Source organism: Sporosarcina sp. HYO08 (assembly GCF_001563475.1).
Classification (GTDB): domain Bacteria; phylum Bacillota; class Bacilli; order Bacillales_A; family Planococcaceae; genus Sporosarcina.
This window is the reverse complement of the sequence record NZ_LPUT01000027.1, coordinates 363,467-387,327: the sequence shown is the minus strand read 5'-3', so window position 1 is coordinate 387,327 and position 23,861 is coordinate 363,467. Positions and strand designations below refer to the sequence as shown.

Below are 23,861 nucleotides of genomic sequence, written 5' to 3'. Positions count from 1 at the left end.
AGATTTCCTTCACCAATGCAAGGTCAATCAAACAAGTATTTGAATATGAATTTATCGTAAAAAAAGGGACTTCATGTCGGTTTGCCGAAAACAATTGCGCATAAAAAAGACGGTGTGAGTCGTTAGGAACGACCCGCACCGTCTTTCTTTTCGTCTTCTTCTTTATGCAACACATCGTAAAGCGCATCCTCCACAGATATATCGGCGAGCTTTACTTTTGAACGATAAGCTGCTCGGACGATTAAATGACCCGCTACGGGTGCTGTCAAAAACACAAAGACAATACCGAGCAATACGCGGACACTCACGAATTGTTCACCCAGTAAAAAATAGATGAATGTCCCCGATAATGTCAGGAGTACCGCCAAGGTAGAACTTTTCGTTGCCGCATGCGATCTTGTGTAGATATCCGGCAGGCGAAGTAAACCAAACGCACTAATAACACTTGCGATTGCACCTGCAAAAATAAATGCAACGCCTACTAATTCACCGATCTTTTCTACGCTCAACGATAATCCCCCTCTCAATGGATTTTGAGAAGGCAATCGTTCCGATAAACGATAAAATCCCCAATATCAAAATCGCTTCTAAAAATGCTTTCGTCTTCAGCAATATGGAGACGATTCCGATCGTGGCGATTAAGTTCACCCCGATAATATCAAGTGCAATGACCCGATCTGGCATAGACGGCCCTAGAATAATTCGAACAACAGCAATTGCAATTGTCGTCGCAAACAAAACTAGGGAAATTGTCAGCAAAGTTTCAATCATTATCGGGTCACCTCCATAATCGCTTTTTCAAAATTTTTCAATTGGCTAATGAGTGACGCTTTAGACTGCTTCACATCCATCGCATGAATATAAAGCGTCGTCCCTTCAGGCGCCACTTCCATTACAACAGATCCCGGCGTCAGCGTTAATAGCATCGATAACATCGTAACTTCAACATCACTTTTTAACACAGTTTCATATTTAAATATACCTGGCTCTATATTTAGCTTAGGACTTAGAATTTGCTTCAAGACAATGATACTGGACTGTGTCAATTCGGAAGCAAAGATGAAAATCAGCTTCACAATTGAAATAAATCTTCGCAAATAAAACTGTGTGCCAAAAAAACGATGCATGAAAAAAATAATCCCAATCCCAACAAGAAAGCCCGCAAGGAAAGTCGTAAAATTCAGCTCGTCCTCATCCATTAAAAGCATCCAAAGGAATGCGATAAATATATTCAGCAATAACTGGGCCGCTGGCATAAACGTCCACCTCACTTTTCTTTACACTTGGGATATTACTTTGTATCACTTTACCTTTCATAGAGCACTGCCTCTATGTAAATTTGGGGATTCATCAATGTCTCGGCGGCATCTTGCACATAAACTGCAATCCCTTCTACACCAATCCCCAGTGCAAAAGTTAAGATACCTAAAAGCACACAAGGTACGAGCATACCTTTTTTTAGCGGAACGTCGTCGTCTTCGTTAATAATCGTTTCTCCCCAGAAACTATTTAAAAAGATTCTGAGTAACGAATAGAGGACAAAAATACTAGAAAGAAATGCGACTGCTAGCAATAGAAAAGCCCCGGCTTCAATCGTACCCTGTCCCATGTATACCTTCCCGATAAATCCACTAAGCGGCGGAATACCTGCCAAAGATAATAAGGTGATGAAAAACAGCCACCCAAGCAGCGGGTAGTTGCGTATAAGTCCACTCATTTCGTCGATGCGCGTTTTTCCCGTTAAGTAAATCATCGTTCCCGCAATTAAATATAATAGCGCTTTAATAATCATGTCGTGTACTAGATAATAGATGGATCCTTGAAATCCTGCTTCAGTTGACACAGCAAGACCTACTAGTATAAAGCCGACAGCAATGACTACGTTGTAAGCAACAATTTGTCGTACATCTTGATAAGCAATTGCACCAACACTGCCGAAAACCATCGTCACAATCGCCATCACACCTATGAGCTTATGGGTAATTCCCGGCTCATGGTAAAAAATAAGGGTGAACGTTCGGAACAAGGCATAAACGCCAACCTTCGTTAACAATGCACCAAATAACGCAGCAACGACTGTTGGGGGTGCACTGTACGATCCCGGCAGCCAAAAATACAGAAGCAGCCCCGCCTTTAAGCTAAAGACAATCAAAAAGATGAGACTAATGACAGTCAGTAGTGGACCTTGTCCAACTTCCGCGATCCGAACCGATAAATGCGCCATATTCAACGTACCAATTGTGCCATATAAATACGCAATCGCAACGAGGAAAAACCAAGAAGATAATACATTTATGGAAATGTATTTAATCGATTCCACGAGTTGAACTTTTCTTCCGCCAAGCGTGATCAACACATAGGAGGCAAGCAGCATCACTTCAAAGCAAACAAAAAGATTAAATAGATCGCCCGTTAAAAATGAGCCGTTGACACCTGTAATGAGAAAGAATACAAATGGATAAAAAAACATCTTTTCATGCGTTACACCAATGGAAGCGAAGGCATAAAGCAAAAGGATGCCTGTAATAATCGATGTCGTCAAAACGAGCAGCATCGAAAAAGAATCCGCCACAAACAAAATTCCATAGGGTGGAAGCCATCCACCAAAATCTAGCCGTAAAATTCCTTCCTGTTGGATCAACTGCAATATGTACACGCTAATCGCTACTGTACAAACAATCGAAACGACACTAACAATCCGTTGCAGGCGAATATGGGAACGGAAAAAAACAAGCAAAATCCCAGTGATTAAAGGAATAATCATTGGAAGCACAATACTATTATTCATCTTCAAACCCTCTCAATGCATCGAGATTGTCCTGCCCCGTTTCTTTATACGTACGGTAGGCAAGAACGAGTAGAAAGGCTGTCACCGCAAAACTTATGACAATTGCTGTCAGAATGAGTGCTTGCGGCAAGGCATCTGTAAACGTTGAATTGTCTTCGCCGATTAACGGAACGCCGCCTTTTTTCAATCCCCCCATTGTCATCAAAAGCAGGTGAACCGCATGGGATAATATCGCGGACCCTAAAATGACACGAATGAGACTGCGGGACAGTAGCAAGTAGACCGCAACCGTTACAAGCACACCAATCAGTATCGTAATTAACGTCTCCAAATGCTACACATCCTCACTAATACTTAATATGATCGTGACAACGACCCCAACGACTGTCAGTGCCACACCCGCCTCGAACAGTACAACCGTGCCAAGCTCTGTTGCACCGAAAACAGGCAAAGTAAATTCGCTAAATGTATGTGTCAGAAATTCTGATCCGAACAACATTGAACCGGTGCCAGAACCGACGGCGAGCAGCACGCCGATTGCGGCAATTTTTTTAAAGTCGAATGGAATTCCTTTTTGAACCGTTTCGATGTCGTACACCAAATAGAGTAAAACGAAGGCAGAGGATAGAACGAGTCCGCCTATGAAGCCTCCCCCCGGATTGTTATGCCCGGAAAGAAATAGTTCGACGCCGAACGTTAAAATGATAAAAACAACAATTTTCGTTACGGTTTGCAGTATGACATCATTGATCTTCAACGTCCCGTTCCTCCTTTCCCGCCTTTAGTTTAATTAACGTAAAGACACCTATTCCGGCGATGAAAAGAACAACAACTTCCAGCATCGTATCAAATGCTCGGAAATCCCCTAGGATCGTATTGACAATGTTTTTTCCGCCCGCTAAATCATAGGCATTTTCGAAGTATACCGAAACCGATTCAAACAACTTGTTGCCTTGCGCCGCAAGCGCGATCACCGTTACAATAACGCCTGCCGAAACTGCGATCAGACCATTGACCAGCTTTGTCGGCTTCGGAAGCTTTTCCATTTTCCATTCTGGCAAAAAGTAAAAGCATAGCAAAAATAATGCGGTTGTAACCGTTTCGACAACGATTTGCGTTAATGCTAAATCAGGTGCTCGAAAAACAACAAACAAAATCGCAATGGCATATCCGAGCACGCCATTTAAAATAATTGCCGTCTTTCGTGATTTCGCAAAAATGATTGCAATGCTGGCACCCATCATAACAAAGATAATAATATATTCATTCGCCGCAATGGGCGCATCATTTGAAAGATCAATGGAAAAGGAGCCGTTTGTGAAAAAAACACCGCCAACGATCAATATAAAAAACGTGAAAATATAAACGACATAGTCGCGTAGGTAACCTGTCATATAAAAGCGGGTGATAGACGAAGCCCCTTCTTCTGTCTTCAATAACAGTCCGTTATACATTGTATCCAAATTCAAACGCATCGGCGCGGCTGTGTAAATTCCTTTCCAACTGTGCAGTCGCCAGTACAGCACAACACCTAAAATGATGACACCAATTGTCATCCATAAGGCCGTATTGAAGCCGTGCCACACTGTAATTGCCGGTATCATACTTTCAACATTTGAAAGTGTTGGGTAAAGCCCTTTTACCGCTGGGCGAAGTAAATAGTCTCCAATGAGATTAGGAAAAAAGAAAATCCCAATAATAAAAGTAGCTAATACAGACGGTGCAATAAGCATGCCCGGCTTCGCCTCATGCGCCGGACGTTCGATTCGTTCTGGATGGTGTTCACCAAAAAATGTTTGGAAAACGATGATCATACTGTAGACAAATGTAAAGATACTCGCAACCCAAGCAATGACTGGGAAAATCGCTCCCCACGCCCCAAGCGAAAACAGATCAAGCCCGCGGAGTGAAAGCATCGCTTCAAAAAACATTTCCTTACTTAAGAAACCATTAAACGGCGGCAAACCTGCCATTGAGAAGCTTCCAATCAACGCAATCGTAAACGTCACCGGCATGAATGCCATAAGCCCGCCAAGTCTTCTGACATCCCTTGTCCCAAGTTCATGATCCAGAATCCCGACAACCATGAAAAGCGCACCTTTAAACGTCGAATGGTTCACAAGATGGAAAAGCGCCGCGAATGTTGCTTGAACAAAAATTGCCGATTGGGTGCTCATTCCCTGAGCCGTAGCCGCTGAACCGAGTCCGATCAGACTCATAATAAGCCCCAGCTGACTAATCGTCGAATAAGCAAGCAAAGCTTTTAGATCTGTTTGTCTTACGGCATTGAAAGAGCCTAAAAATAACGTGAAAATTCCTACACAACAAATGGCATAAAACCATATTTTCTCTCCGCCAAAAATTGGCGTAAAACGTGCGACAAGATAAATCCCTGCTTTTACCATCGTCGCTGAGTGTAAGTAAGCACTAACCGGTGTCGGTGCTTCCATTGCATCGGGTAGCCAAATATGAAATGGGAATTGTGCTGATTTTGTAAATGCGCCGAGCAACACAAGTGACATCGCAGCTATAAATAGACCTTCTCCTGTGTATTGGTCGATTACCTGGATCGTTTCGCGCACACTAAAAGTACCTGTCAAAGATTGCAGCATCACAAAGCCTGCCAGCATCCCAATACCGCCTGTAACCGTGATCAACATAGACTTTTGTGCACCATATCGAGATTTTTTTCGATGGTACCAAAATGCGATTAATAGGAAGGACGAAATGCTCGTTAGTTCCCAAAAGACGTACAGCACCATCATATTGTCTGAAAATACAACGCCGAGCATTGCACCCATAAACAGCAGAAGATAAACGTAAAAGCGCCCTAACGCTTCGCGTTCTGACAAATAATATATGGAGTAAAGGATCACAAGACTTCCTACTCCGGAAATGAGCAAGCCGAAGATTAGGCTTAAACCATCTAAATAAGTTGTGAAGTGAATTCCTGCTGATTCAATCCACCGAAACGTATGTATAGTAGTTTTGCCTTCTGCAACCGTAGGAATATGGCTTGCAAGGAAGAGGAATAGTAAAACGGGAACAACTAGGACAAACCACCCAATATTTCGATTCGGTACTCTTTTATAAATGAATGGAATAAAGATGGCTATAAGAAATGGGATGAATATTGCAATTGATAAAAACAAATGCAGACCTCCAGTCATCGATGAATTTTCTAAAAGGATGGGATCCTTCTGCATAGTTCATGTTAAACTTGACTCAACTTCTCTGTGACAGGATAATGTGTAGTTATAGGAACGAACAAAGAGGATTTAGATACAAAGGAATTATACACTAAAATGATATTTCCCGCCTTCGTTATGTTTTCTTTGTAAACATTCTTGCTAAGCATAGTTGAATCAGATATAATACCATGGTTTAGGCCAACAGGATGTTGGTCATGCAGGCACTTTCAGGACTTGGCGTCCTTGGCCTGCGCTCCCCTAGTCAGTGGGCGTTTGAACGCCCGCTAATGTAAACAAAAATTAAGAGGTGACAAACCGTCATGGGCAAAGTAAAAGGTCGTATGGACGAGAGCATTCTCGTTTGTGTCTACTACGGTCCAAATGGTGAACGTCTCATTAGACGTGGGCATAAAATGGCTACAATCATGGACTGTCCAATGTATATTCTAACTGTAGATCCGCTCCCCTTCGATGAATTTGACGCAGAAAAATCCGAGTACGTTGAACGTTGGCGGCAGCTTGCCGAGGAGCTTGAGGTGGAAGCGTTCATTATTAAAGATAATGAGCGGCGTTCCTCTGCAAAAGTAATTAAAGAGGTTGCCCACCAGCTCAATATAACGCAAATCATCATTGGCCAAACGGCGCAAAGCAGATGGGAAGAAATTACAAAAGGTTCGTTTATGAATGTGCTATTGAGGGAAATTGCGTTCGTTGACTTCCATGTCGTCTCATGTGATCGGGCGATTAAAGAAGACATTGAAGGGATGTTTGAAAAAGGTGTGCGCGCCTTTTTAGTTGAAGACGAAGAAGGTTTTCGCATCAACTTTACCTTGTCTAAGGAAGTTCAATTTGAAGGGATTTTCTTCAAAGAAATTGGAACGGATTTTAACAATGGTATTTTCAAATTCATGATGAACAATAAAATGTGCCAAGTGCATATTACAGATGACCGCGTGACCGATCCTTCTGCATTCACGTGCAAAATCGGCCAATAATTGATCTTGAAAAAAGGCGGATAGCTCATAAGTCTATCCGTCTTTTCTGCCTGCAAAATTATTCTTCCCCAACAATCTTCACTTCAAGTTCCAAGTCCACGCCAAAACGGTTTTTCACTTCGGCTTTCACCATATTAATCGTTTGGATATAGTCAGATGCTGTTGCATTGTTTTTGTTAATGATAAACCCAGCATGCTTTAGAGAGACTTCCGCTCCCCCGTGCCCTTTCCCCTGCAAGCCGCAATCTTGAATAAGCTTTCCCGCAAAATAGCCGGGAGGCCGTTTAAAGACACTTCCTGCCGATGGATATTCTAGCGGTTGCTTCGATTGTCTTTGGTGAGTGAGGTCAGCTATTTTTGCGTCTATTGCTTCTTGCTCCCCCTTCTCCAGCCCGAAATCAGCAGAAAGAACATAATAGCCTTCTTTCGCAATAATGCTTGTTCGATACCCCAGTTCCAGTTCCTCTTTCGAAAGGACAAGCCTTTCGCCGGTCTTCGTCAAAACGGTTGCCTGCATAATAATATCCTTAATTTCGCCACCATAAGCACCTGCATTCATCGCCATAGCGCCTCCAATGGAACCCGGTATACCACAAGCAAATTCAAGACCTGTTAACGTAGCCGCAGCCGCTTTCCTAGATACATCAATAATTAATGCGCCTGCTTCGGCATGGACATGCGTCCCATTAATTTCAATTTTGTTCAGTTGTGCCGGATGAAGCACGATCCCTCTCACGCCTCCATCTCTTACAACCATATTGGAACCATTCCCAAGCAAAAGGAGCGGAATATTATTTTCGTAAGCATACCGAACCGTTATTTCCGTTTCTTCAATTGTTTCAGGAATAACGAGGAGGTCAGCAGCTCCCCCCAATTTTGTCATTGTATATTTGCATAAAGGCTCATCCAGTAAAAGGGAACCCTTTGTAATTTTTTCTTGTAGTTCAGTCAACCAACGATGCTTTGACATCAACATCCAGTCCTTTCAAAATCAATTGCTTGCCAAATAAAGACCAATTACCTTTCACCTTTATAAGTATGCTTGGAATCTTTTATTTTGACAAGGAATTAATATATACGATTTGCATAGTTCCCTATTTTGTCAAATGGGATCTGTAAATTCGAACATTCTGTGCCCATTAAATATTTTTTTCAGTTTCTCGAACATTTATCTTGAATTCGAGATATAATGCTGTATACTAGATTTAGAATCAAAAAAGGAAAGGATGTTTTTTAAAATGACAAAATGGATCGTTGATGGCGCGCATACGGATATTGGATTCTCAGTTAAGCACATGATGGTATCAAAAGTACGAGGAAGCTTTACCGAAAAAGAAGGCGTTATCGAAGGGAACCCAGAAGATTTAACAAACGCGAAAATCAATTTCAAAATTGATACTGCTTCTATTAACACAAACAATAATGACCGTGATAACCACTTGCGTTCAGCTGACTTTTTCGATGCAGAACAGTATCCAGCAATTACTTTCGCTTCCACGGATATTGCAAAAACAGGTAACAATGCATATGAAATTACGGGCGATATGACAATCAAAGATGTCACGAAAAAAATTACATTTGACGCTTCATTCGAGGGAACAGGAACAAACCCTTGGGGCGTTGAAGTCGTTGGATTCGAAGCAAAAGGTAAAATTTCTCGTAAAGAGTTCGGGCTCACTTGGAACCAAGCACTTGAAACGGGCGGCGTGCTCGTTGGTGATGAAATTATCATTACAATTGAACTACAAGCAAATCCTGCATAATAGAAAAACCAGATGACGATCACCACTTCAATCGTCATCTGGCTTTTTAGCTTTCTTCTTGGGCTTTTTGTAAGGTATCGACAAATTTCTCCACTGGATGGGCGCCCGATAATGCATACTTTCGATTAATAACAAAAAACGGTACACCTCTTACGCCGATCTGTCCCGCTTCTGCGATATCCTTTTTCACTTCGCCGGCAAACTCGTTCGATTGAAGCATAGATGCTGCACGTTCCCGCGCAATCCCTTGCCCTTCAGCGATATCCAACAACACTTCATCCGTCCCAATTTTTTCCGCCTCGACAAAATAGGCTTTTAACAATCGTTCCGCTACCGCTTCGCCTACACCTTCTTGCTCGGCAAGTTTCGCCAAACGATGCGCATTAAATGTATTAGCCGGGCGCATATTTTCGAAATCATATTTTAGATCGACAGATTCCGCTTGAAGCGCGACATTCCCCGTCATTTTCTCCGCTTCCTCAACCGTCATTCCATATTTCTTTGCCAATCTTTCTTCCATACGCTCATCGGAGGTTGCAGGTGCATCCGGCTCTAATTCGAAGGCTTTAAAGACAATTTCCGCCTTACCGTCCAAATCCATTTCCTTTAACGCCTGCTCCAACCTTCTTTTTCCAATATAACAAAACGGACAGACATAATCCGACCAAACTTCAATTTTCATTTTTTATCACCATCCTCTCATTTCATTTTAAATCGGATGAAATCGGGTAACAATGTATATGCCTACAAGTATAGAAAGAAGATGACGGAGGTAATTCCATGTTAAATTCATTGTGGTTACATACAGCCTATCCCAAGGATCAATACCCAAAGCTTGACGATGATCTTCGCTGCGACGTTTGTATTGTTGGGGGCGGATTGAGCGGATTGACGACCGCCTACTTACTGGCAAAAGAAGGAAAAGATGTCATCCTACTCGAAAAGGATTCCATCTTAGGAGGAGCAAGCGGAAACACGACTGGAAAGCTTACTGCCCAGCACGACCTCGTATACGCTAAATTGATTAAACAGTTTGGGGAAGCAAATGCAAAAATTTACTATGATGTAAATGAGGAGGCCATTGCATTTGGCAGATCTATTGCTGTGAATGATGAACTAAAAGACGCAGACTCCATTCTCTTTTCCCAAACAGAGCAAGGAACAGAGCAACTCCAACAAGAAATGGCCGCTTATAAGACGTTAAGGATGCCAGGCGAACTCGGAAAAAATTCGGAACTGCCCATCCATACGGAAGCAACATTAACGCTGAAAAATGAAAGTCAAATTCACCCTGTACGATTCGGACAACATTTGGCAAAGCTTGCAGTCGAAGCAGGTGCCCGTATTTTCGAACATTCCGACGTTACGTTAATGGACTTAAAAAAGAAACTTCTATCCGTCAATTCAGCACACGAAGTTCACTTTAACGAACTTGTCTTATGTACGCATTACCCAATTGAAGCTTTACGGGGTCTTCAATTTATGAAATTACTTGTGACAAGATCCTATGTTGTTTCGGCCGAAGCCACGATGGCACTTCAAGGACAATATATCTCCGTAGACTCACCCAAACGTTCGATTCGAACTGCACAATTTGATGGGAAAACCCACTTTTTACTAGTCGGTGAAGGGCATCAAGCTGGAGTGGAAAGTGAAACAAACGTCCATTATAAAACACTGCATTCGGAAATCGATAAGATTTATAATCTCTCTAATGTTACACACGCCTGGTCGGCACAAGATCCGCAAACGCCCGATTTAGTCCCTTATGCAGGCAGTATTTCCTCAAGCATTCCTTATGTCTACTTAAGTACAGGCTTTCGGAAATGGGGAATGACCAACTCCATTGTCAGCGCCCATATTATAGCAGACCAAATTTTAGGCAGAGTCAATCGGGCGTCAGGGCTATACGCACCTGATCGAACAGGGTTTGGATCTTTCCTATTACAGGCAATGAAGACGACGGGTCTTGTGTTAGTTGAATTTACAGGGGGTCACCTTACTCGGACAGATGCACCAATCTGCACACATATGGGCTGCCGAACAAGATGGAATGAGGCAGACGAAACTTGGGATTGTCCATGTCATGGCTCCAGATTTAGAAAAGATGGATCTGTGCTAGAAGGACCTGCCACGAAACCACTGAATTTAGACTAATAACGACAAAACCGGGGGCTATCCTGGAAGTGCCAGGCACTTCCAGGATAGCCCCCGGTTTTATTATTTCAATGCCTCTGTCAATACAGGGACAATTTGTTTTTTACGCGAGACAACGCCTGTTAAAGTGGCCGTGTTGTTATCTAGCTGCACATTAAATGCACTGCTTGCCTTCTCGGCTTGTTTACCGAGCGCCACGACAACGGAATCATTGTTTAAAATATCTGTTACGACAAACAAGAATAGATCAAGTCCTTTTTCTTCAATCACTTGATTTAAAATAGATTCTAACTCTTCTTTGCGATCCATGACGTCATTGACATCGATCGCATTCACTTGTGCGATTTCGATTTTCACCTCACCGAAAGTAAACTCCTTCGCATCCAGTGAAACGAGCTCTTCAAGTGATTTATCACTTAAATCTGCACCTGCTTTAAGCATTGCGAGTCCATATTCTTCTGCATCTACGCTCGCAATTTTAGCCAGTTCATCCACCGCTTGACGGTCTTGTGCTGTAAATGTTGGAGATTTAAAAAGAAGTGAATCTGAAACAAGTGCAGATAATAGAAGCCCAGCAATGTCTTTTGGAATTTCTACCTGATGTTCTTTAAATAACTTGTTTAAAATTGTAGCCGTACAACCTACCGGCTCCGCACGATAGTAGAGTGGATCGCTCGTTTCGAAGTTTGCGATTCTGTGATGATCGATTACTTCAATGACTTGCACTTCATCCAAATCGTCGACACTTTGCTGTTTCTCATTGTGGTCAACGAGAATAACTTGCTTCGCTTCCGGCGCTGCCTTTTCAATGAGACGCGGTGCTTCAAAACCAAAATGTTCTAACGCGTATGCCGTTTCATTGTTAATCGCTCCTAGTCGTACTGCTTCTGCATCCATACCTAATTGTTTTTTTAAGTAAGCGTAGCTAATTGCTGCTGTAATCGAATCTGTATCAGGGTTTTTATGTCCAAAAACTAAAACTTTTCCCATGACAATGCCTCCTATATTTCTCTTTAGTCACTTATTAGTTTATCACAAAGAGCGATTGAACAAAATTGCGGCCAATTCATCCTTATTAACGATGAAATCAGCTATGGTATAACTGTCCAACACCGCCAAATAGGCTTGTAAAGCCTCATATAATGCGCCTTTCAGACGGCATGCCGGCGAAAGAATACACATATTGCTTTCTGTATTAAAACACTCAACGACATGAAAATCATCTTCTGTTTTACGGACAAGCTGACCGACATTAATTTCCTCTGGCGCCACATGTAGACGAACTCCGCCTCCGCGTCCCCGAACCGTTTCGATCAGTCCCATTTTTCCAAGCTCGTGAACAACTTTTGTTAAATGATTTTTCGAAATATTATAGGTATCGGAAATTTCCTGAACGGTTGCAAGTTCTTCCGTTCCTTTCGTGCCAAGGTAAATTAGAACACGCAATGAATAGTCAGTATATAAAGTTAAACGCATAATTTCACCGCACTTTCTAATGCTATTATAGCCCTTGCAGCATTTCCGTTAAAGAAAAAGCTGTTTTTGACAAAGATGTGAATGAATTGTGAAGAATTGTTTAACTTTCTTCAAAGTTGCATTTTGTATGTAGCTTTAAGAAAAAAAATCGTTTATCGTAAAAGTAACAAAAAGAAAGGTTGTGCTATTAAATGCTATCTCAAGAAACGATCGACATTATCAAATCAACCGTTCCCGCCTTGGAGCAACATGGAAAAGCTATTACAACCGTTTTTTACAAAAATATGTTTGAAGCAAACCCTGAATTGTTAAACATTTTCAATCATGCGAACCAATCACAAGGTCGTCAACAGACTGCACTTGCAAACGCGGTATATGCTGCTGCTGCGAATATCGACAATCTAGGTGCAATTATTCCCGCAGTTGTTCAAATCGCACACAAACACCGTTCCCTTGGCATTAAAGAAGAACATTACCCGATTGTCGGCTATCATTTATTGGGCGCGATTAAAGAAGTGTTAGGCGACGCCGCAACACCAGAAATTATCGCTGCATGGGGTGAAGCGTACGGCGTGATCGCGGATGCATTTATTGGCATTGAAAAAGAAATGTACGAAGAAACTGCAAATACGGAAGGCGGCTGGGATTTCTTTAAAGATTTTGTCGTAGCGGACAAAGTTGTGGAAAGTGACGTCATTACTTCTTTCTATTTAAAACCAGCTGATGGCAAAAAATTACCGTCCTACAAACCAGGTCAATATATTACGGTTCGTGTGAAAGTTCCCGGTGAAGAATATTTACTGAATCGTCAATATAGTTTATCCCAAGCACCAAGAGAAGATGTATTCCGCATCTCCGTCAAACGTGAAGATGAATGTGCGCCTCACGGAAAAGTTTCCGTATTCCTGCACCGAAACCTAGAAATTGGTGATCAACTTGAAGTGAGTGCACCGGCAGGCGATTTCTTCCTTGATACAGAAAGTACGAATCCTGTTACACTCATTAGCGGCGGTGTTGGTCTCACACCGATGATGAGCATGTACGAAACGATCGCGAGAACACAACAAGGCCGTAAAGTTGCATTTTTACATTCAGCACGTACACGCAAACACCAAGCATTTCATAATGCATTGACAAATTTACATGAATTAATGCCACACTCAAAATACAAAGCGCTTTACTCTGAAGAAGGCGACGGCTTTATCACAAAAGAATTTTTGAAAGAACATGTGATTGAAGGTAGCGATATTTACGTCTGTGGTCCGACACCATTCATGCGAGCAGTAATTAGTAGCTTGCACGCACTTGGCATCCCGGAAGAGAAAATCCACTTCGAATTCTTCGGTCCTAAGGAAGAACTTGAACTGGTTCACGTATAAGAAATACAGATACAAAAAAGCAATCACAGAAGTTTCCGTGATTGCTTTTTTAATTTTTAGTGCCGCACTTTCTCAGGCATTCTAAAGGATGCAAAGATTAGGGCTGCCACTAGGAATAATCCAAGGTAACCAATAAGTGGGTAGAAATAAGCAACAAGCTTTGTAAATCCAAGGAAACTTAATGCAAAGCCAACAATCAACGTAATGAGTACGAAGATTTTAAATCTTTTCGTTCCGATTCGAACAAAGCGTGCGCCAAATGCGTAAAACATACTCACCGCTGTATTGAAAATCATACCGTATAAAATAAACGCCATAAAAATCGCAAATACTGGAGAAATCTCATTCATAATGGCAAGCATTGGCAGGGCTGCATCTGCTACAGTATCTACCCTTGAGAAAATTGCCAAGTGGCTTAGCAAAATAAGTACGCCCAATCCAAATCCACCGACAAGGCCGCCCCAAGCAGCGACTTTCTCGTCTTTTTCCGCACCGCCCATAACGAGTGACATGGAAGCGCCTACAGCGATGTTAAAGGAAACGTAGTTAACCGCTGATATAAACCAGTTCGGTAATGTCGTCGGGACTGCATTTGCAATTGGATCGAGGGCAGTAAATGTACTTCCCATTGTCGTTAAGCAATAGACGGACACAATGACAACTGCCAAAATAAGGAATGGTGTAATACTTCCAATGACCCCAACTACTTTATCGACATTCAATAAAATGGTTAAAAAGACAAGGATAACCATAAGCAAACTTCCAAAATAAGTCGGCAATCCAAACTGCTGGTTCAAGTTAGAACCGGCACCCGCAAGCATCACAACCCCTACTCCGAAAAGAGTAAAGATAATTACGTAGTCAACGATCACGCCTAAGTATCGACCGCTTATTTTATAAATAACATCTTTATGAGAAACCGTTTTCATTCGGCTCCCGAGACGCGTTAATACCATGCCAAGATAAGCAAACAGCACCGTTGAAACGAAAGCCGCGGCAATTCCTAGCATTCCAAAACTAGTAAAATATTGAAGAATCTCTTGACCTGAAGCAAACCCTGCGCCGACAATAATTCCGACGAAAGCGCTTCCCATTTTGAGTATTTTCCCTAAGTTTCTCATGCTGTCCTCCATATGATTTCGCCATTCTTCAAAACTGGCTATCTCACCAAATAATCGGAAAAACGAGTCAAAAAAATGACTTCCGAAGATTCGATCCTCTATAAATTTATCATACTTGTTGGACTATTTCAACGACACAAATAGCTAAATAGTGCGTACTTTCGTCATTTTCCTTTTACTTTTTAAAAAAACATTTTTATTACTAAATTTTTATAATTATATGTCAAATCTCATAGCACTTGAAATGTAAGGGTTTTCTCATGGCGACAAGGTCGGTATTTCGACAAATTAGGGTAAAACGTCGAATACGACCTCATTAATAGTTGGAATATTCACGGTCGGTATTTAGAAACAAAAATGTTATCTTTTTCAAAAAAACGCCATGGGTAGTGGACAGCTTCGCCTGCATTTGCGATTCCGACACGTGGGCCTGACACGATGTCTTTACTCGCGGAACCTTCAGCGATGAATAACGGTTTTTGGGACCAATGATGACCGTAATAATCCATTGTAATCCCAAGCGCCTTCGTTAACTTCCCGGGTCCATTTGTCCAATCTTTCATTTTCAACTTGGCGCCTCTATTTTGCTGCATCAGTTCCAGTCCCTCAATCGGTTCCACTGCGCGGATAAGGACCACATGGGGCGTACCAATCGGTCCACAGACGACATTGATCAGCGTATGTGTATGCATTCGATAAGTGTAGACTAAACCCGCCTCACCGAACATGATTTCTGTACGTTTCGTTCGGCGGTTTTGATAGCTATGTGCAGCTTGATCTTCAGGGCCATGATAAGCCTCTGTTTCAACGATTTTCGCCACAAGCGTCCCTTCTTTTTGCTCGTGCACAATATAGTGTCCAAGCAGGCTTGGAGCAAGCTCAAGTACAGGTGCTTTAAAAAAAGATGGTTGAACCGGTTTATACACATCCCTAACCTCCAATCTTCCCTCTTATCCTTTGTTCATTTGATTAAAATATACCGTAACTAGAAAGAGAAGAGACAATGGGAAGGTTTTAATTCAGAGTACCGTATTTTCATCACTTGTTTATTTCTTCCAATAGTTGCCCGATCTTTTGCCAGTCCGCTTCGATCGTAGTTCGGTGTGAAGGTCTATAAAAGACGGATGCCGGATGAAAGGTCGGAACGATAGAATAACTTTTTTCCGTCCAACTGAATGCCTTGTCTTCTAGCCCCCGTAAATATTGTATGGGCTGTGTTAACAATTGACCATGCAGCTCTGTTACTTTTGCTTCTTTTCCAATTAACCGCTGTAAACCTACATTCCCCATTGTCACAATGAGTTTCGGTTCGAGGTGCGCCAATTCATAATCCAGTGCGGGGGCATGCGCCAAAATTTCTTTTTGGGTCGGCGGCCGATTATATTTCCGTTTAACAACCGTGCCATCCCGTTCTTTCTTCGTTCCCCATTTATAAGGTCTGCTTCTCACTGGGCTTGTCATATAAACATCGTCACGTGTTAAGCCGATTGAATCGAGTGATTGCAGAAGCTCTGTTCCCGCACGCCCGATGAAAGGAATGCCATCGACGATTTCAAATTCCCCAGGAGCTTCCCCAATGAGCATTAATTGCGGTTTTTGAGGTCCTTGTCCATAGACAAAACCTTCTATTGGAAAGCTGCTGCCTCTTTCTTTGATAAGGTCAGCAATTGATTCTGGAATGCGAAACATGTTCAGCGCCTCCTAGTCTTTATACAATACAAGTTTCCCCAAATGTCTTCTACTTAAAATGAAATACTTGCTGATTGAGGGGAACTCATACGGCGGTGCGGGAAACTCACAATACTTTTGGGGAAACCCGATACGTTCATAAAAAAAGACACCCTGCAAAAACAACTTGCAAGATGCCCTTTCGTTATTCCAATTCCATTTGTTTCGTTTCCGTTCCCAAAAAGATAACCGCTAATACCCCGATTACAATCGCACCGCAAAATATGCCGAAAATAATACTGAAGTCCGTTCCAGCGGCCAAAAGCGAACCAACAAGCAGCGGACCAAAAATGCCGCCGATACGCCCGACTGCCGCCGCCATACCAGATCCTGTTGCTCGGATCGATGTTGGGTATTGTTCTGGAGAATAGGCATATAATGCTCCCCACGCCCCTAGATTGAAAAACGACAGAAACGCACCTGACAGAAGCAATAAGCCGAGTGTGTCTGCAAATCCAAAAGCGAGCGCACTCGCCGCTGTACCGAGAAGATACGTTGCCAAGACAAATTTTCGTCCGACTTTCTCGATCAGCCATGCAGCTGAAAAATAGCCTGGAAGCTGTGCAAGTGTCATGAGTAATACATAACCGAAGCTCTTAATCATATCAAACCCTTTGGCCACCATGACACTCGGAAGCCATAGGAACATTCCGTAGTAAGAAAATACAACCATGAACCAAACGATCCAAAGCATCAACGTTCGCTTCGCATACTTTTTAGACCAAACAGCTGTTATTTTCGATCCTAAAGATTGTTTAGGTTTTCCACTCGCTTCGTACTTCGGCGAATCCGGTAAATTACGTCGCAAATAAATTGCGTAGAAGGCCGGTAAAGCTGTAAGGATAAGCGCTGTGCGCCATCCGAACGATGGAATAATAAAATAGGCGATAAGCGCGGCAAGAATCCAGCCGGCAGCCCAGAAGCTCTCTAATAGAACGACAACTCGTCCCCGTTCCTTTACATCCACACTTTCAGAAACTAATGTCGAGGCAACTGGCAGCTCCCCGCCGAGTCCCGCGCCGACTAAAAACCGTAAAATGAGAAATGCTGTAAGCGTCGTTGTGAAAGCAGAAAAACCGCTGGCCAGTGAAAATAATACGAGTGTAATCATAAAAACATTCTTTCTGCCGATGCGATCCGCTAAAATTCCGAATCCAAATGCGCCGACAGCCATTCCGATGGAGTTAACGCTGCCGATCCAGCCCATTTGCGAGGATGTTAACTGCCATTCGGCTGCAAGTGCCGCAATGACAAATGATAAAATACCGACGTCCATCGCATCGAACATCCAACCGGTGCCGGCAATACCTAATAATTTATTTCGAGAGATGCTCGGTTTCGCATTCACCTGCTGTTCGCCCCTCGCTTTATAATTTGGTGAATTGACGGTAGTCATATTTGTACACTTCCTGTCTTTATATTGTCAAGTGTCTTTACACTTGTAATTATAGTCTACTTATTCGACAAATACAAAGACAATTTTCTACCATAAATTCAATAAAAAAGAACTAGCTCACACTTATTGTGGCTAGTTCTCATTTTTTTATAAGCCTGCTTCAACTTCCTTAATCATTTCTTTAAGAGAAGCTAAACCGCCGCCTGATAGATACCAATATTCAGGGTCTAAGTAAATAATTTTGTCGTTTTGATACGCAGTTGTTTTCTGAACCAGTTCATTTTCGATAGAGTCTTTCGCACTTGCACCGTCGCCTACAGCAGCATCACGGTCAATGACGAATAAAATATCTGGATTTGTTTCAAGAATGTACTCAAACGAAACGTTTTGACCATGTGTTGACACTTCAATTTTTTCATCCGCCGCTTTAAATCCAAATACATCATGAATCAAACCGAAACGTGAGTTAGAGCCGTATGCACTTACTTTCCCTTCACTGCCCAAAACGATAAGTGCTTTCTCATCTTTATTTGCAGTTTCTTCTTTAATCGTTGCAATTTGTGCATCAATGTCTTCAAGTTCGGCTTTCATTTCATCTTCTTTACCGAATAATTCCGCAACCATTTCCATGTTCCCTTTGAAGGATTCCATGTATTTCGCTGTATCCACACCTACGTAGATCGTTGGCGCAATGTCACTTAAGTCGTCATATAAGTCCGCTTGACGTCCAGAGATGAAAATTACATCTGGCTTTAGTGCATGAATCGCTTCAAAATCCGGTTCCTTTAGGCTTCCAAGGTTTGCATATTTAGCATCTTCATATTTAGATAGATAGCCTGGAACATTTGCTTGTGGAAGTCCTGCCACTTCAATGCCCAGTTCATCTAATGTATCAAGCATTCCAAAATCAAAAACTACAACAGTCTTAGGATTTTTCTCGATAGGTGTTTCACCAAGCTCATGTTTTACAGTCATTGTTGCTGTTTCTTCTGTTTTTGCTTCATCATTGTTACCTGTTGCTTTGTCGTCTGCACCTTGCTCACCTTTGCCGCCGCAAGCAGCTAGTATGGCCATTAGCGCAAGCATCATCAATACAATTGTAAATTTTTTCATGTCAACCATCCTTTTGTTTTAAGAGTTGAAATATACACAAATACGGCAATTACTAAGTTGTTTAATCGGAATATCCATATCATAGATTTCCTTCAATGCATCCGAGTTAATAATTTCATTCGTTGGTCCGTCTCTTACAACTCGACCATTTTTCAAAGCGACAATTCGGTCAGAGTAAACCGATGCAAAGTTTATATCATGGAGGACGATAACGACTGTTTTCCCAAGCTCATCGACAAGCCTTCTTAAGATTTTCATAATTTGAACGGAATGCTTCATATCCAAGTTATTGAGCGGTTCATCGAGCAATACATAATCTGTATCTTGCGCGATCACCATTGCGATAAACGCACGCTGACGCTGACCGCCAGATAACTCGTCGAGATAACGATTTTGCATTTCCATTAAGTCCATATAGTCCATCGCTTGATCAATCATACGGATATCTTCCGCATTAAGCCTTCCCCTGGAATGAGGGAAGCGGCCAAACGAAACAAGTTCACGTATTGTTAAACGTGCATTCATAAAATTGGATTGTTTTAAAATTGAAACTTTTTTAGAGAATTCACTGGACTTCATCTGTTTCACATTGTCTTGGTCAACGAGGACTTCTCCAGTATCCGCATCAAGAAGACGGCTTACCATTGAAAGTAGTGTCGATTTGCCAGCTCCGTTCGGTCCTATAAAAGAAGTGATTTTTCCTGGATGGATCGTTACATTTACTTTTTCAACAACCGCTTTTTTCCCATAAAACTTTGACAGTTCCCGAACTTGGATCATGCAGATCGACTCTCCTTTAATAGTAAATAGATGAAATAGACACCGCCGACAAAGTTGATGATGACACTTAATGTTGTCGAGAAAGTAAAGACCCGCTCCACAACCCACTGTCCACCGACAAGGGCGATAACACTCATAACAGAAGCACCAGCAATTAGAATAGAATGTTTATACGTTTTAAAAAACTGATAGGATAAATTCGCAACGATCAAACCAAAAAATGTAATCGGTCCGACAAGTGCAGTAGAAACTGCTATTAAAACAGCCGATAAAACAAGCATCATTTTTACGACTTTATCATAAGGAACACCTAAGTTTATAGCTGTATCTCGCCCAAGGGAGAGCACGTCAAGTTCATTCGAAAATCGCATCCCAATAACTATTGCAATTGCAATAATTGCCAATGCCCACCAAACAAGATCACCGCTAACATTGTTAAAACTAGCAAACATCTTATCTTGTACCCGCATGAACTCATTCGGATCAATTAATACTTGTAGGAATGTCGAAATGCTTCCAAAAAAAGTTCCAACGATAATTCCAACTAATAACAAGAAGTAAACGGGCTGTGAACCTTTTCTAAATAACAAACGATAAAGCAGCAGTGCAAAAACGATCATCGTCCCAACTGATAAGACAAAGTTTACATGTTGATTGACAATCGTTACGTGGTTTGCCCCAAGGAAAAAGATGACCACTGTTTGCAAAAGCAAATACAGTGAATCTAATCCAATAATGCTTGGCGTCAAAATACGGTTATGCGTAATCGTTTGGAAGATGACCGTTGAAAATGCGATGGCAACGCCTGTTAACACCATGGCCGTAACCTTAATGCCTCGACGCGGAAGCGCATAATCAAAGCTTCCATTTAACCCATGAAACAGATACAACCCACAAAACAATGCAGCTAGCAGTATTAATATGATTAACTTTGTTGAATTACGCATATGCCTTCCTCCTAAACAACAAATAGAGGAAGATTCCACTGCCTATTACGCCGACCATTAAACTAATTGAAATTTCATACGGATAGATCAGCACCCGCCCTAAAATGTCACAAATTAATAGGAAAATTGCACCGAGCAAAGCCGTATGCGGCAAGGTCTTTTGCAAATGATCTCCCTTGAAAATAGAAACTATATTCGGAATAATCAGCCCGAGAAACGGAATCATTCCTACTGTTAACACAACAGTAGTTGTGATAAGCGCGACAAGTATGAGGCCAATGTTGACAATCCGTCGATAAGCAAGCCCGAGGTTTTTAGAAAAGTCCTCACCCATCCCCGCAACCGTAAAACGATTGGCATAAAGGTATGTTAATAGGAGCACTGGAATGCTTATGTATAAAAGCTCATAGCGCCCTTTCATGATCATTGAAAAGTCACCTTGCAGCCACGCCGACATGTTTTGGATTACATTTGCTTTATAGGCAAAAAACGTCGTAATCGATGATAATATATTCCCGAACATTAACCCGACTAACGGTATGAAAATCGCATCCTTGAATTTGATACGGTCAAGAATTTGCATAAACAGAAGCGTGCCGGCAAGCGCAAATGCAAAAGCGACAATCATTTTCTCAATCGTAGAGGCATTCGTAAATAATAGCATCGAGACGAGTATGCCGAGACGAGTTGCATCGAGCGTTCCTGCTGTCGTCGGTGAAACAAATTTATTCCTACTTAGCTGTTGCATGATAAGCCCCGCAATACTCATGCCAGCACCTGCAAGCAGAATGGCAACAAGTCGCGGCAAACGGCTAATTAAAAATATTTCCGTTTCTTCCGATTTAAAATCTAGCAGATCCATCGGCGTAATATGGCTCACTCCAACGAATAACGATAGAAATGAGAGAAGTATGACTGTAATGATCAAATAACGTTTCTTCATGGCTATCACCGATACCAATTATTTGCGGCTCATTGATAATGATAATGATTATCAATTGGCCACAAACTCAATTATAGCATGATGGTAATTAGTGTCAACGACTAATTGAAAATGATTATCGATTAAAGTAACAAAACCATCTAAAGTATCAAACTAGGATGACATTAAATACTTCGCCACTAGAAATGAATAAATCGTCTTCTTACTTCTTTTTCGCTATACTAGCCAATATGAACATGAAGAAAGGAGTCTCTTACAGTTGCTAAAAAAGTTTTTCTCTTACTATAAACCGCATAAACGTCTGTTTATCATCGACTTTTCAAGTGCGATTTTTGTTGCTTTACTGGATCTTGCCTTCCCAGTAGCCGTGAAGTGGTTCATCGATGATTTGCTCCCGGAAGGGGATTGGGGAAAAATTGTCTGGATTAGTGCTTTACTGTTATTCATTTATTTACTCAGTACATTTTTACAATATGTGGTCAGCTATTTAGGGCACAAACTTGGCATTAATATTGAAACGGACATGCGTCAACACCTGTTCAATCATGTACAGCGCCAGTCATTTCGTTTTTTCGATAATACAAAAACCGGTCATATTATGAGCCGGATTACGAATGACTTATTCGACATTGGTGAACTTGCCCATCACGGACCTGAAGATGCCTTTATCGCTATCATGACGATGATCGGTGCATTTGCGATCATGTACACGATCAATCCTGAACTTGCCATTATTGCAATTGTCATGGTGCCATTGTTAGCCGTTCTTGTGACATTTTGTAATATCAAAATGAACGCAGCGTGGCAAAATATGTATAGCAAAATTGCCGATGTGAACGCTCGGGTAGAAGATGCTGTTTCTGGCTCTCGTGTCGTAAAGTCTTTTACAAATGAAGATTTCGAAATCGAACGTTTCAAAAAAGACAATCGTAATTTTAGAAAAGCAAAACTCGTAGCTTATCATGTTATGGCGTGGACACATTCCAGCATGTTTATGATGACGAGACTTGTAACGCTGCTTGTCCTTGTCGTTGGTGCTTGGTTTACATTTAACGGAAAGTTAACCTATGGTGAACTCGTTAGCTTCGTATTATTTGTGAACGTCCTCATTAAGCCGGTGGACAAAATTAGTGCTTTGTTGGAATTGTATCCAAAGGGAATGGCAGGTTTCCGTAGATTCCAAGATCTCATTGAACAAGATCCAGATATCAAAGACCGTCCCGATGCGATTGCTGTACCCCATTTAAACGGCCAAATCGTTTTTGACAATGTTCATTTCCACTATGATGGTGAAAAGTCCGTATTAGAAGGAATTAATTTAACAATTCCTGCTGGGAAAACCGTTGCATTTGTCGGTCCATCCGGTGCTGGGAAAACGACGATTTGCTCATTAATTCCTCGATTTTATGATGTCCATGAAGGTTCTATCTCCATCGATGGGATTGATATTCGTCAAATGACACAGCATTCCTTACGTTCTCAAATTGGTATTGTACAGCAGGATGTCTTTTTATTTACCGGGACGATTAAAGAAAATATTGCTTATGGAAAATTAGATGCGACCGACGCAGAGATTTTCGAGGCCGCTGAAAAAGCATATCTTGAAGATTTTATCGCTTCGCTGCCAAATGGGTATGAAACACAAGTTGGCGAACGCGGTTTGAAACTATCTGGCGGTCAAAAGCAGCGACTTGCGATTGCACGTATGTTTTTAAAAAATCCGCCAATCCTTATTTTGGATGAAGCAACTTCCGCATTAGATACAGAGACTGAACGCATCATTCAGCAATCTCTGACCGAGCTTGCCGAAAATCGTACAACGCTTGTCATCGCCCACCGACTGGCGACAATTAAAGACGCTGACCATGTCGTTGTCGTGACAGAAGAAGGGATTGCCGAGGAAGGTAGTTATGAGGATTTACTCGAGGAAGATGGCATTTTTGCAAGACTTCATTATTTTCAATACCAAAAGGTTTAACTTTCAAAAATTACGGGGATAATACTACTATCCCACCCCCTTTCTCTTATTAAAAAAACTGCACTGTATGACGGGCCCCCACCCAATCATACAGTGCAGTTTTTGT

24 protein-coding genes are annotated in these 23,861 nt (G+C 41.8%); 5 read left to right on the top strand and 19 right to left on the bottom strand.

The features are described from left to right. Positions 1-122 precede the first annotated feature (122 nt). Genes AU377_RS11190 through AU377_RS11160 form a run of 7 tightly spaced genes read right to left on the bottom strand, consistent with a single transcriptional unit; the run spans position 123 to position 5,958 of the window. Positions 123-509: a Na+/H+ antiporter subunit G gene (locus AU377_RS11190; protein ID WP_067407843.1), complete on the bottom strand. Its 387-nt coding sequence runs from the start codon at positions 507-509 to the stop codon at positions 123-125. Beyond that, positions 487-771 carry a Na(+)/H(+) antiporter subunit F1 gene (locus AU377_RS11185; protein ID WP_067407842.1) on the bottom strand — a complete coding sequence of 95 codons (285 nt, stop codon included), beginning with the start codon at positions 769-771 and terminating at the stop codon, positions 487-489. The genes AU377_RS11190 and AU377_RS11185 overlap by 23 nt, the downstream gene beginning before the upstream one ends. Continuing rightward, positions 771-1,256 carry a Na+/H+ antiporter subunit E gene (locus AU377_RS11180; RefSeq protein WP_067407841.1) on the bottom strand — a complete coding sequence of 162 codons (486 nt, stop codon included), beginning with the start codon at positions 1,254-1,256 and terminating at the stop codon, positions 771-773. The genes AU377_RS11185 and AU377_RS11180 overlap by 1 nt, the downstream gene beginning before the upstream one ends. 50 nt (positions 1,257-1,306) lie before the next feature. After that, positions 1,307-2,788 (bottom strand): Na+/H+ antiporter subunit D, encoded by a 1,482-nt coding sequence (locus tag AU377_RS11175; protein WP_067407840.1) that lies wholly within the window; start codon positions 2,786-2,788, stop codon positions 1,307-1,309. Continuing rightward, positions 2,781-3,119 carry a Na(+)/H(+) antiporter subunit C gene (locus tag AU377_RS11170; RefSeq protein ID WP_067407839.1) on the bottom strand — a complete coding sequence of 113 codons (339 nt, stop codon included), beginning with the start codon at positions 3,117-3,119 and terminating at the stop codon, positions 2,781-2,783. The genes AU377_RS11175 and AU377_RS11170 overlap by 8 nt, the downstream gene beginning before the upstream one ends. Positions 3,120-3,122: 3 nt before the next feature. Beyond that, positions 3,123-3,545, bottom strand: coding sequence for a Na(+)/H(+) antiporter subunit B (locus AU377_RS11165; RefSeq protein ID WP_067407838.1), 423 nt, complete (start codon positions 3,543-3,545; stop codon positions 3,123-3,125). Further along, on the bottom strand, positions 3,532-5,958 hold the full coding sequence (locus AU377_RS11160) for a Na+/H+ antiporter subunit A (RefSeq protein WP_172794052.1): 2,427 nt from the start codon (positions 5,956-5,958) through the stop codon (positions 3,532-3,534). The genes AU377_RS11165 and AU377_RS11160 overlap by 14 nt, the downstream gene beginning before the upstream one ends. Positions 5,959-6,299: 341 nt before the next feature. Here AU377_RS11160 and AU377_RS11155 point away from each other — a divergent pair, with 341 nt between their 5' ends. Beyond that, on the top strand, positions 6,300-6,974 hold the full coding sequence (locus AU377_RS11155) for a histidine kinase (protein WP_067407836.1): 675 nt from the start codon (positions 6,300-6,302) through the stop codon (positions 6,972-6,974). A gap of 58 nt (positions 6,975-7,032) precedes the next feature. On the opposite strand, the gene murB is transcribed toward AU377_RS11155, so the two are convergent. Continuing rightward, positions 7,033-7,944: a UDP-N-acetylmuramate dehydrogenase gene (gene murB / locus AU377_RS11150; protein WP_067407835.1), complete on the bottom strand. Its 912-nt coding sequence runs from the start codon at positions 7,942-7,944 to the stop codon at positions 7,033-7,035. A gap of 268 nt (positions 7,945-8,212) precedes the next feature. Here murB and AU377_RS11145 point away from each other — a divergent pair, with 268 nt between their 5' ends. Further along, the gene (locus tag AU377_RS11145) at positions 8,213-8,737 is read left to right on the top strand and encodes a YceI family protein (protein WP_067407834.1); all 525 of its coding nucleotides are present in this window, start codon (positions 8,213-8,215) and stop codon (positions 8,735-8,737) included. 46 nt (positions 8,738-8,783) lie between these two features. On the opposite strand, the gene AU377_RS11140 is transcribed toward AU377_RS11145, so the two are convergent. Further along, positions 8,784-9,419, bottom strand: a complete 636-nt coding sequence (locus tag AU377_RS11140) for a DsbA family protein (RefSeq protein ID WP_067407833.1) — start codon at positions 9,417-9,419, stop codon at positions 8,784-8,786. A 98-nt stretch (positions 9,420-9,517) separates the two neighbouring features. Between AU377_RS11140 and AU377_RS11135 the strand changes: the two genes are divergently transcribed. Continuing rightward, entirely contained in the window at positions 9,518-10,894 is a 1,377-nt protein-coding gene (locus tag AU377_RS11135; protein ID WP_067407832.1) for an FAD-dependent oxidoreductase, read from the top strand. A 63-nt stretch (positions 10,895-10,957) separates the two neighbouring features. Here the strand turns inward: AU377_RS11135 and AU377_RS11130 are convergent, their stop codons facing one another. Together AU377_RS11130 and AU377_RS11125 are read right to left on the bottom strand one after the other, a co-directional pair. Further along, positions 10,958-11,884 (bottom strand): manganese-dependent inorganic pyrophosphatase, encoded by a 927-nt coding sequence (locus tag AU377_RS11130; protein ID WP_067407831.1) that lies wholly within the window; start codon positions 11,882-11,884, stop codon positions 10,958-10,960. A 42-nt stretch (positions 11,885-11,926) separates the two neighbouring features. Then, positions 11,927-12,370: an Rrf2 family transcriptional regulator gene (locus AU377_RS11125; protein ID WP_067407830.1), complete on the bottom strand. Its 444-nt coding sequence runs from the start codon at positions 12,368-12,370 to the stop codon at positions 11,927-11,929. A gap of 191 nt (positions 12,371-12,561) precedes the next feature. Here AU377_RS11125 and hmpA point away from each other — a divergent pair, with 191 nt between their 5' ends. Further along, a complete protein-coding gene (gene hmpA, locus AU377_RS11120) occupies positions 12,562-13,749 on the top strand; it encodes an NO-inducible flavohemoprotein (protein ID WP_067407829.1) in 1,188 nt (395 codons plus the stop codon). A gap of 56 nt (positions 13,750-13,805) precedes the next feature. On the opposite strand, the gene AU377_RS11115 is transcribed toward hmpA, so the two are convergent. The 8 genes from AU377_RS11115 to AU377_RS11080 all read right to left on the bottom strand — a co-directional run bounded on the left by AU377_RS11115 (position 13,806) and on the right by AU377_RS11080 (position 21,777). Further along, on the bottom strand, positions 13,806-14,870 hold the full coding sequence (locus tag AU377_RS11115) for a hypothetical protein (RefSeq protein WP_067407828.1): 1,065 nt from the start codon (positions 14,868-14,870) through the stop codon (positions 13,806-13,808). 332 nt (positions 14,871-15,202) lie between these two features. Beyond that, positions 15,203-15,796 carry a DNA-3-methyladenine glycosylase gene (locus AU377_RS11110; RefSeq protein ID WP_067407827.1) on the bottom strand — a complete coding sequence of 198 codons (594 nt, stop codon included), beginning with the start codon at positions 15,794-15,796 and terminating at the stop codon, positions 15,203-15,205. Positions 15,797-15,908: 112 nt separating this feature from the next. Then, complete coding sequence (locus AU377_RS11105; RefSeq protein WP_067407826.1) at positions 15,909-16,559, bottom strand: uracil-DNA glycosylase; 651 nt, start codon at positions 16,557-16,559, stop codon at positions 15,909-15,911. Positions 16,560-16,743: 184 nt separating this feature from the next. Then, the gene (locus AU377_RS11100; RefSeq protein WP_067407825.1) at positions 16,744-17,994 is read right to left on the bottom strand and encodes an MFS transporter; all 1,251 of its coding nucleotides are present in this window, start codon (positions 17,992-17,994) and stop codon (positions 16,744-16,746) included. Between the two features lie 147 nt (positions 17,995-18,141). Then, positions 18,142-19,107, bottom strand: coding sequence for a siderophore ABC transporter substrate-binding protein (locus AU377_RS11095; RefSeq protein ID WP_067407824.1), 966 nt, complete (start codon positions 19,105-19,107; stop codon positions 18,142-18,144). A gap of 18 nt (positions 19,108-19,125) precedes the next feature. Further along, on the bottom strand, positions 19,126-19,887 hold the full coding sequence (locus AU377_RS11090; protein ID WP_067407823.1) for an ABC transporter ATP-binding protein: 762 nt from the start codon (positions 19,885-19,887) through the stop codon (positions 19,126-19,128). Then, positions 19,884-20,834, bottom strand: coding sequence for an iron chelate uptake ABC transporter family permease subunit (locus tag AU377_RS11085; protein ID WP_067407822.1), 951 nt, complete (start codon positions 20,832-20,834; stop codon positions 19,884-19,886). Before AU377_RS11085 ends, AU377_RS11090 begins: the two co-directional genes overlap by 4 nt. Then, on the bottom strand, positions 20,827-21,777 hold the full coding sequence (locus AU377_RS11080; protein ID WP_067407821.1) for an ABC transporter permease: 951 nt from the start codon (positions 21,775-21,777) through the stop codon (positions 20,827-20,829). The genes AU377_RS11085 and AU377_RS11080 overlap by 8 nt, the downstream gene beginning before the upstream one ends. Positions 21,778-22,036: 259 nt before the next feature. Between AU377_RS11080 and AU377_RS11075 the strand changes: the two genes are divergently transcribed. Continuing rightward, positions 22,037-23,755: an ABC transporter ATP-binding protein gene (locus AU377_RS11075; RefSeq protein ID WP_067407820.1), complete on the top strand. Its 1,719-nt coding sequence runs from the start codon at positions 22,037-22,039 to the stop codon at positions 23,753-23,755. Positions 23,756-23,861 lie beyond the last annotated feature (106 nt).

Excerpts from the sequence above, each read along its gene's own strand:
- AU377_RS11185 (WP_067407842.1), bottom strand. The coding sequence starts at position 771 with ATGATTGAAACTTTGCTGACAATTTCCCTAGTTTTGTTTGCGACGACA.
- AU377_RS11180 (WP_067407841.1), bottom strand. The coding sequence starts at position 1,256 with ATGCCAGCGGCCCAGTTATTGCTGAATATATTTATCGCATTCCTTTGG.
- AU377_RS11175 (WP_067407840.1), bottom strand. The coding sequence starts at position 2,788 with ATGAATAATAGTATTGTGCTTCCAATGATTATTCCTTTAATCACTGGG.
- AU377_RS11160 (WP_172794052.1), bottom strand. The coding sequence starts at position 5,958 with ATGACTGGAGGTCTGCATTTGTTTTTATCAATTGCAATATTCATCCCA.
- AU377_RS11155 (WP_067407836.1), top strand. The coding sequence starts at position 6,300 with ATGGGCAAAGTAAAAGGTCGTATGGACGAGAGCATTCTCGTTTGTGTC.
- murB (WP_067407835.1), bottom strand. The coding sequence starts at position 7,944 with ATGTCAAAGCATCGTTGGTTGACTGAACTACAAGAAAAAATTACAAAG.
- AU377_RS11145 (WP_067407834.1), top strand. The coding sequence starts at position 8,213 with ATGACAAAATGGATCGTTGATGGCGCGCATACGGATATTGGATTCTCA.
- AU377_RS11140 (WP_067407833.1), bottom strand. The coding sequence starts at position 9,419 with ATGAAAATTGAAGTTTGGTCGGATTATGTCTGTCCGTTTTGTTATATT.
- AU377_RS11135 (WP_067407832.1), top strand. The coding sequence starts at position 9,518 with ATGTTAAATTCATTGTGGTTACATACAGCCTATCCCAAGGATCAATAC.
- AU377_RS11130 (WP_067407831.1), bottom strand. The coding sequence starts at position 11,884 with ATGGGAAAAGTTTTAGTTTTTGGACATAAAAACCCTGATACAGATTCG.
- AU377_RS11125 (WP_067407830.1), bottom strand. The coding sequence starts at position 12,370 with ATGCGTTTAACTTTATATACTGACTATTCATTGCGTGTTCTAATTTAC.
- hmpA (WP_067407829.1), top strand. The coding sequence starts at position 12,562 with ATGCTATCTCAAGAAACGATCGACATTATCAAATCAACCGTTCCCGCC.
- AU377_RS11115 (WP_067407828.1), bottom strand. The coding sequence starts at position 14,870 with ATGAGAAACTTAGGGAAAATACTCAAAATGGGAAGCGCTTTCGTCGGA.
- AU377_RS11105 (WP_067407826.1), bottom strand. The coding sequence starts at position 16,559 with ATGTTTCGCATTCCAGAATCAATTGCTGACCTTATCAAAGAAAGAGGC.
- AU377_RS11100 (WP_067407825.1), bottom strand. The coding sequence starts at position 17,994 with ATGACTACCGTCAATTCACCAAATTATAAAGCGAGGGGCGAACAGCAG.
- AU377_RS11095 (WP_067407824.1), bottom strand. The coding sequence starts at position 19,107 with ATGAAAAAATTTACAATTGTATTGATGATGCTTGCGCTAATGGCCATA.
- AU377_RS11090 (WP_067407823.1), bottom strand. The coding sequence starts at position 19,887 with ATGATCCAAGTTCGGGAACTGTCAAAGTTTTATGGGAAAAAAGCGGTT.
- AU377_RS11085 (WP_067407822.1), bottom strand. The coding sequence starts at position 20,834 with ATGCGTAATTCAACAAAGTTAATCATATTAATACTGCTAGCTGCATTG.
- AU377_RS11080 (WP_067407821.1), bottom strand. The coding sequence starts at position 21,777 with ATGAAGAAACGTTATTTGATCATTACAGTCATACTTCTCTCATTTCTA.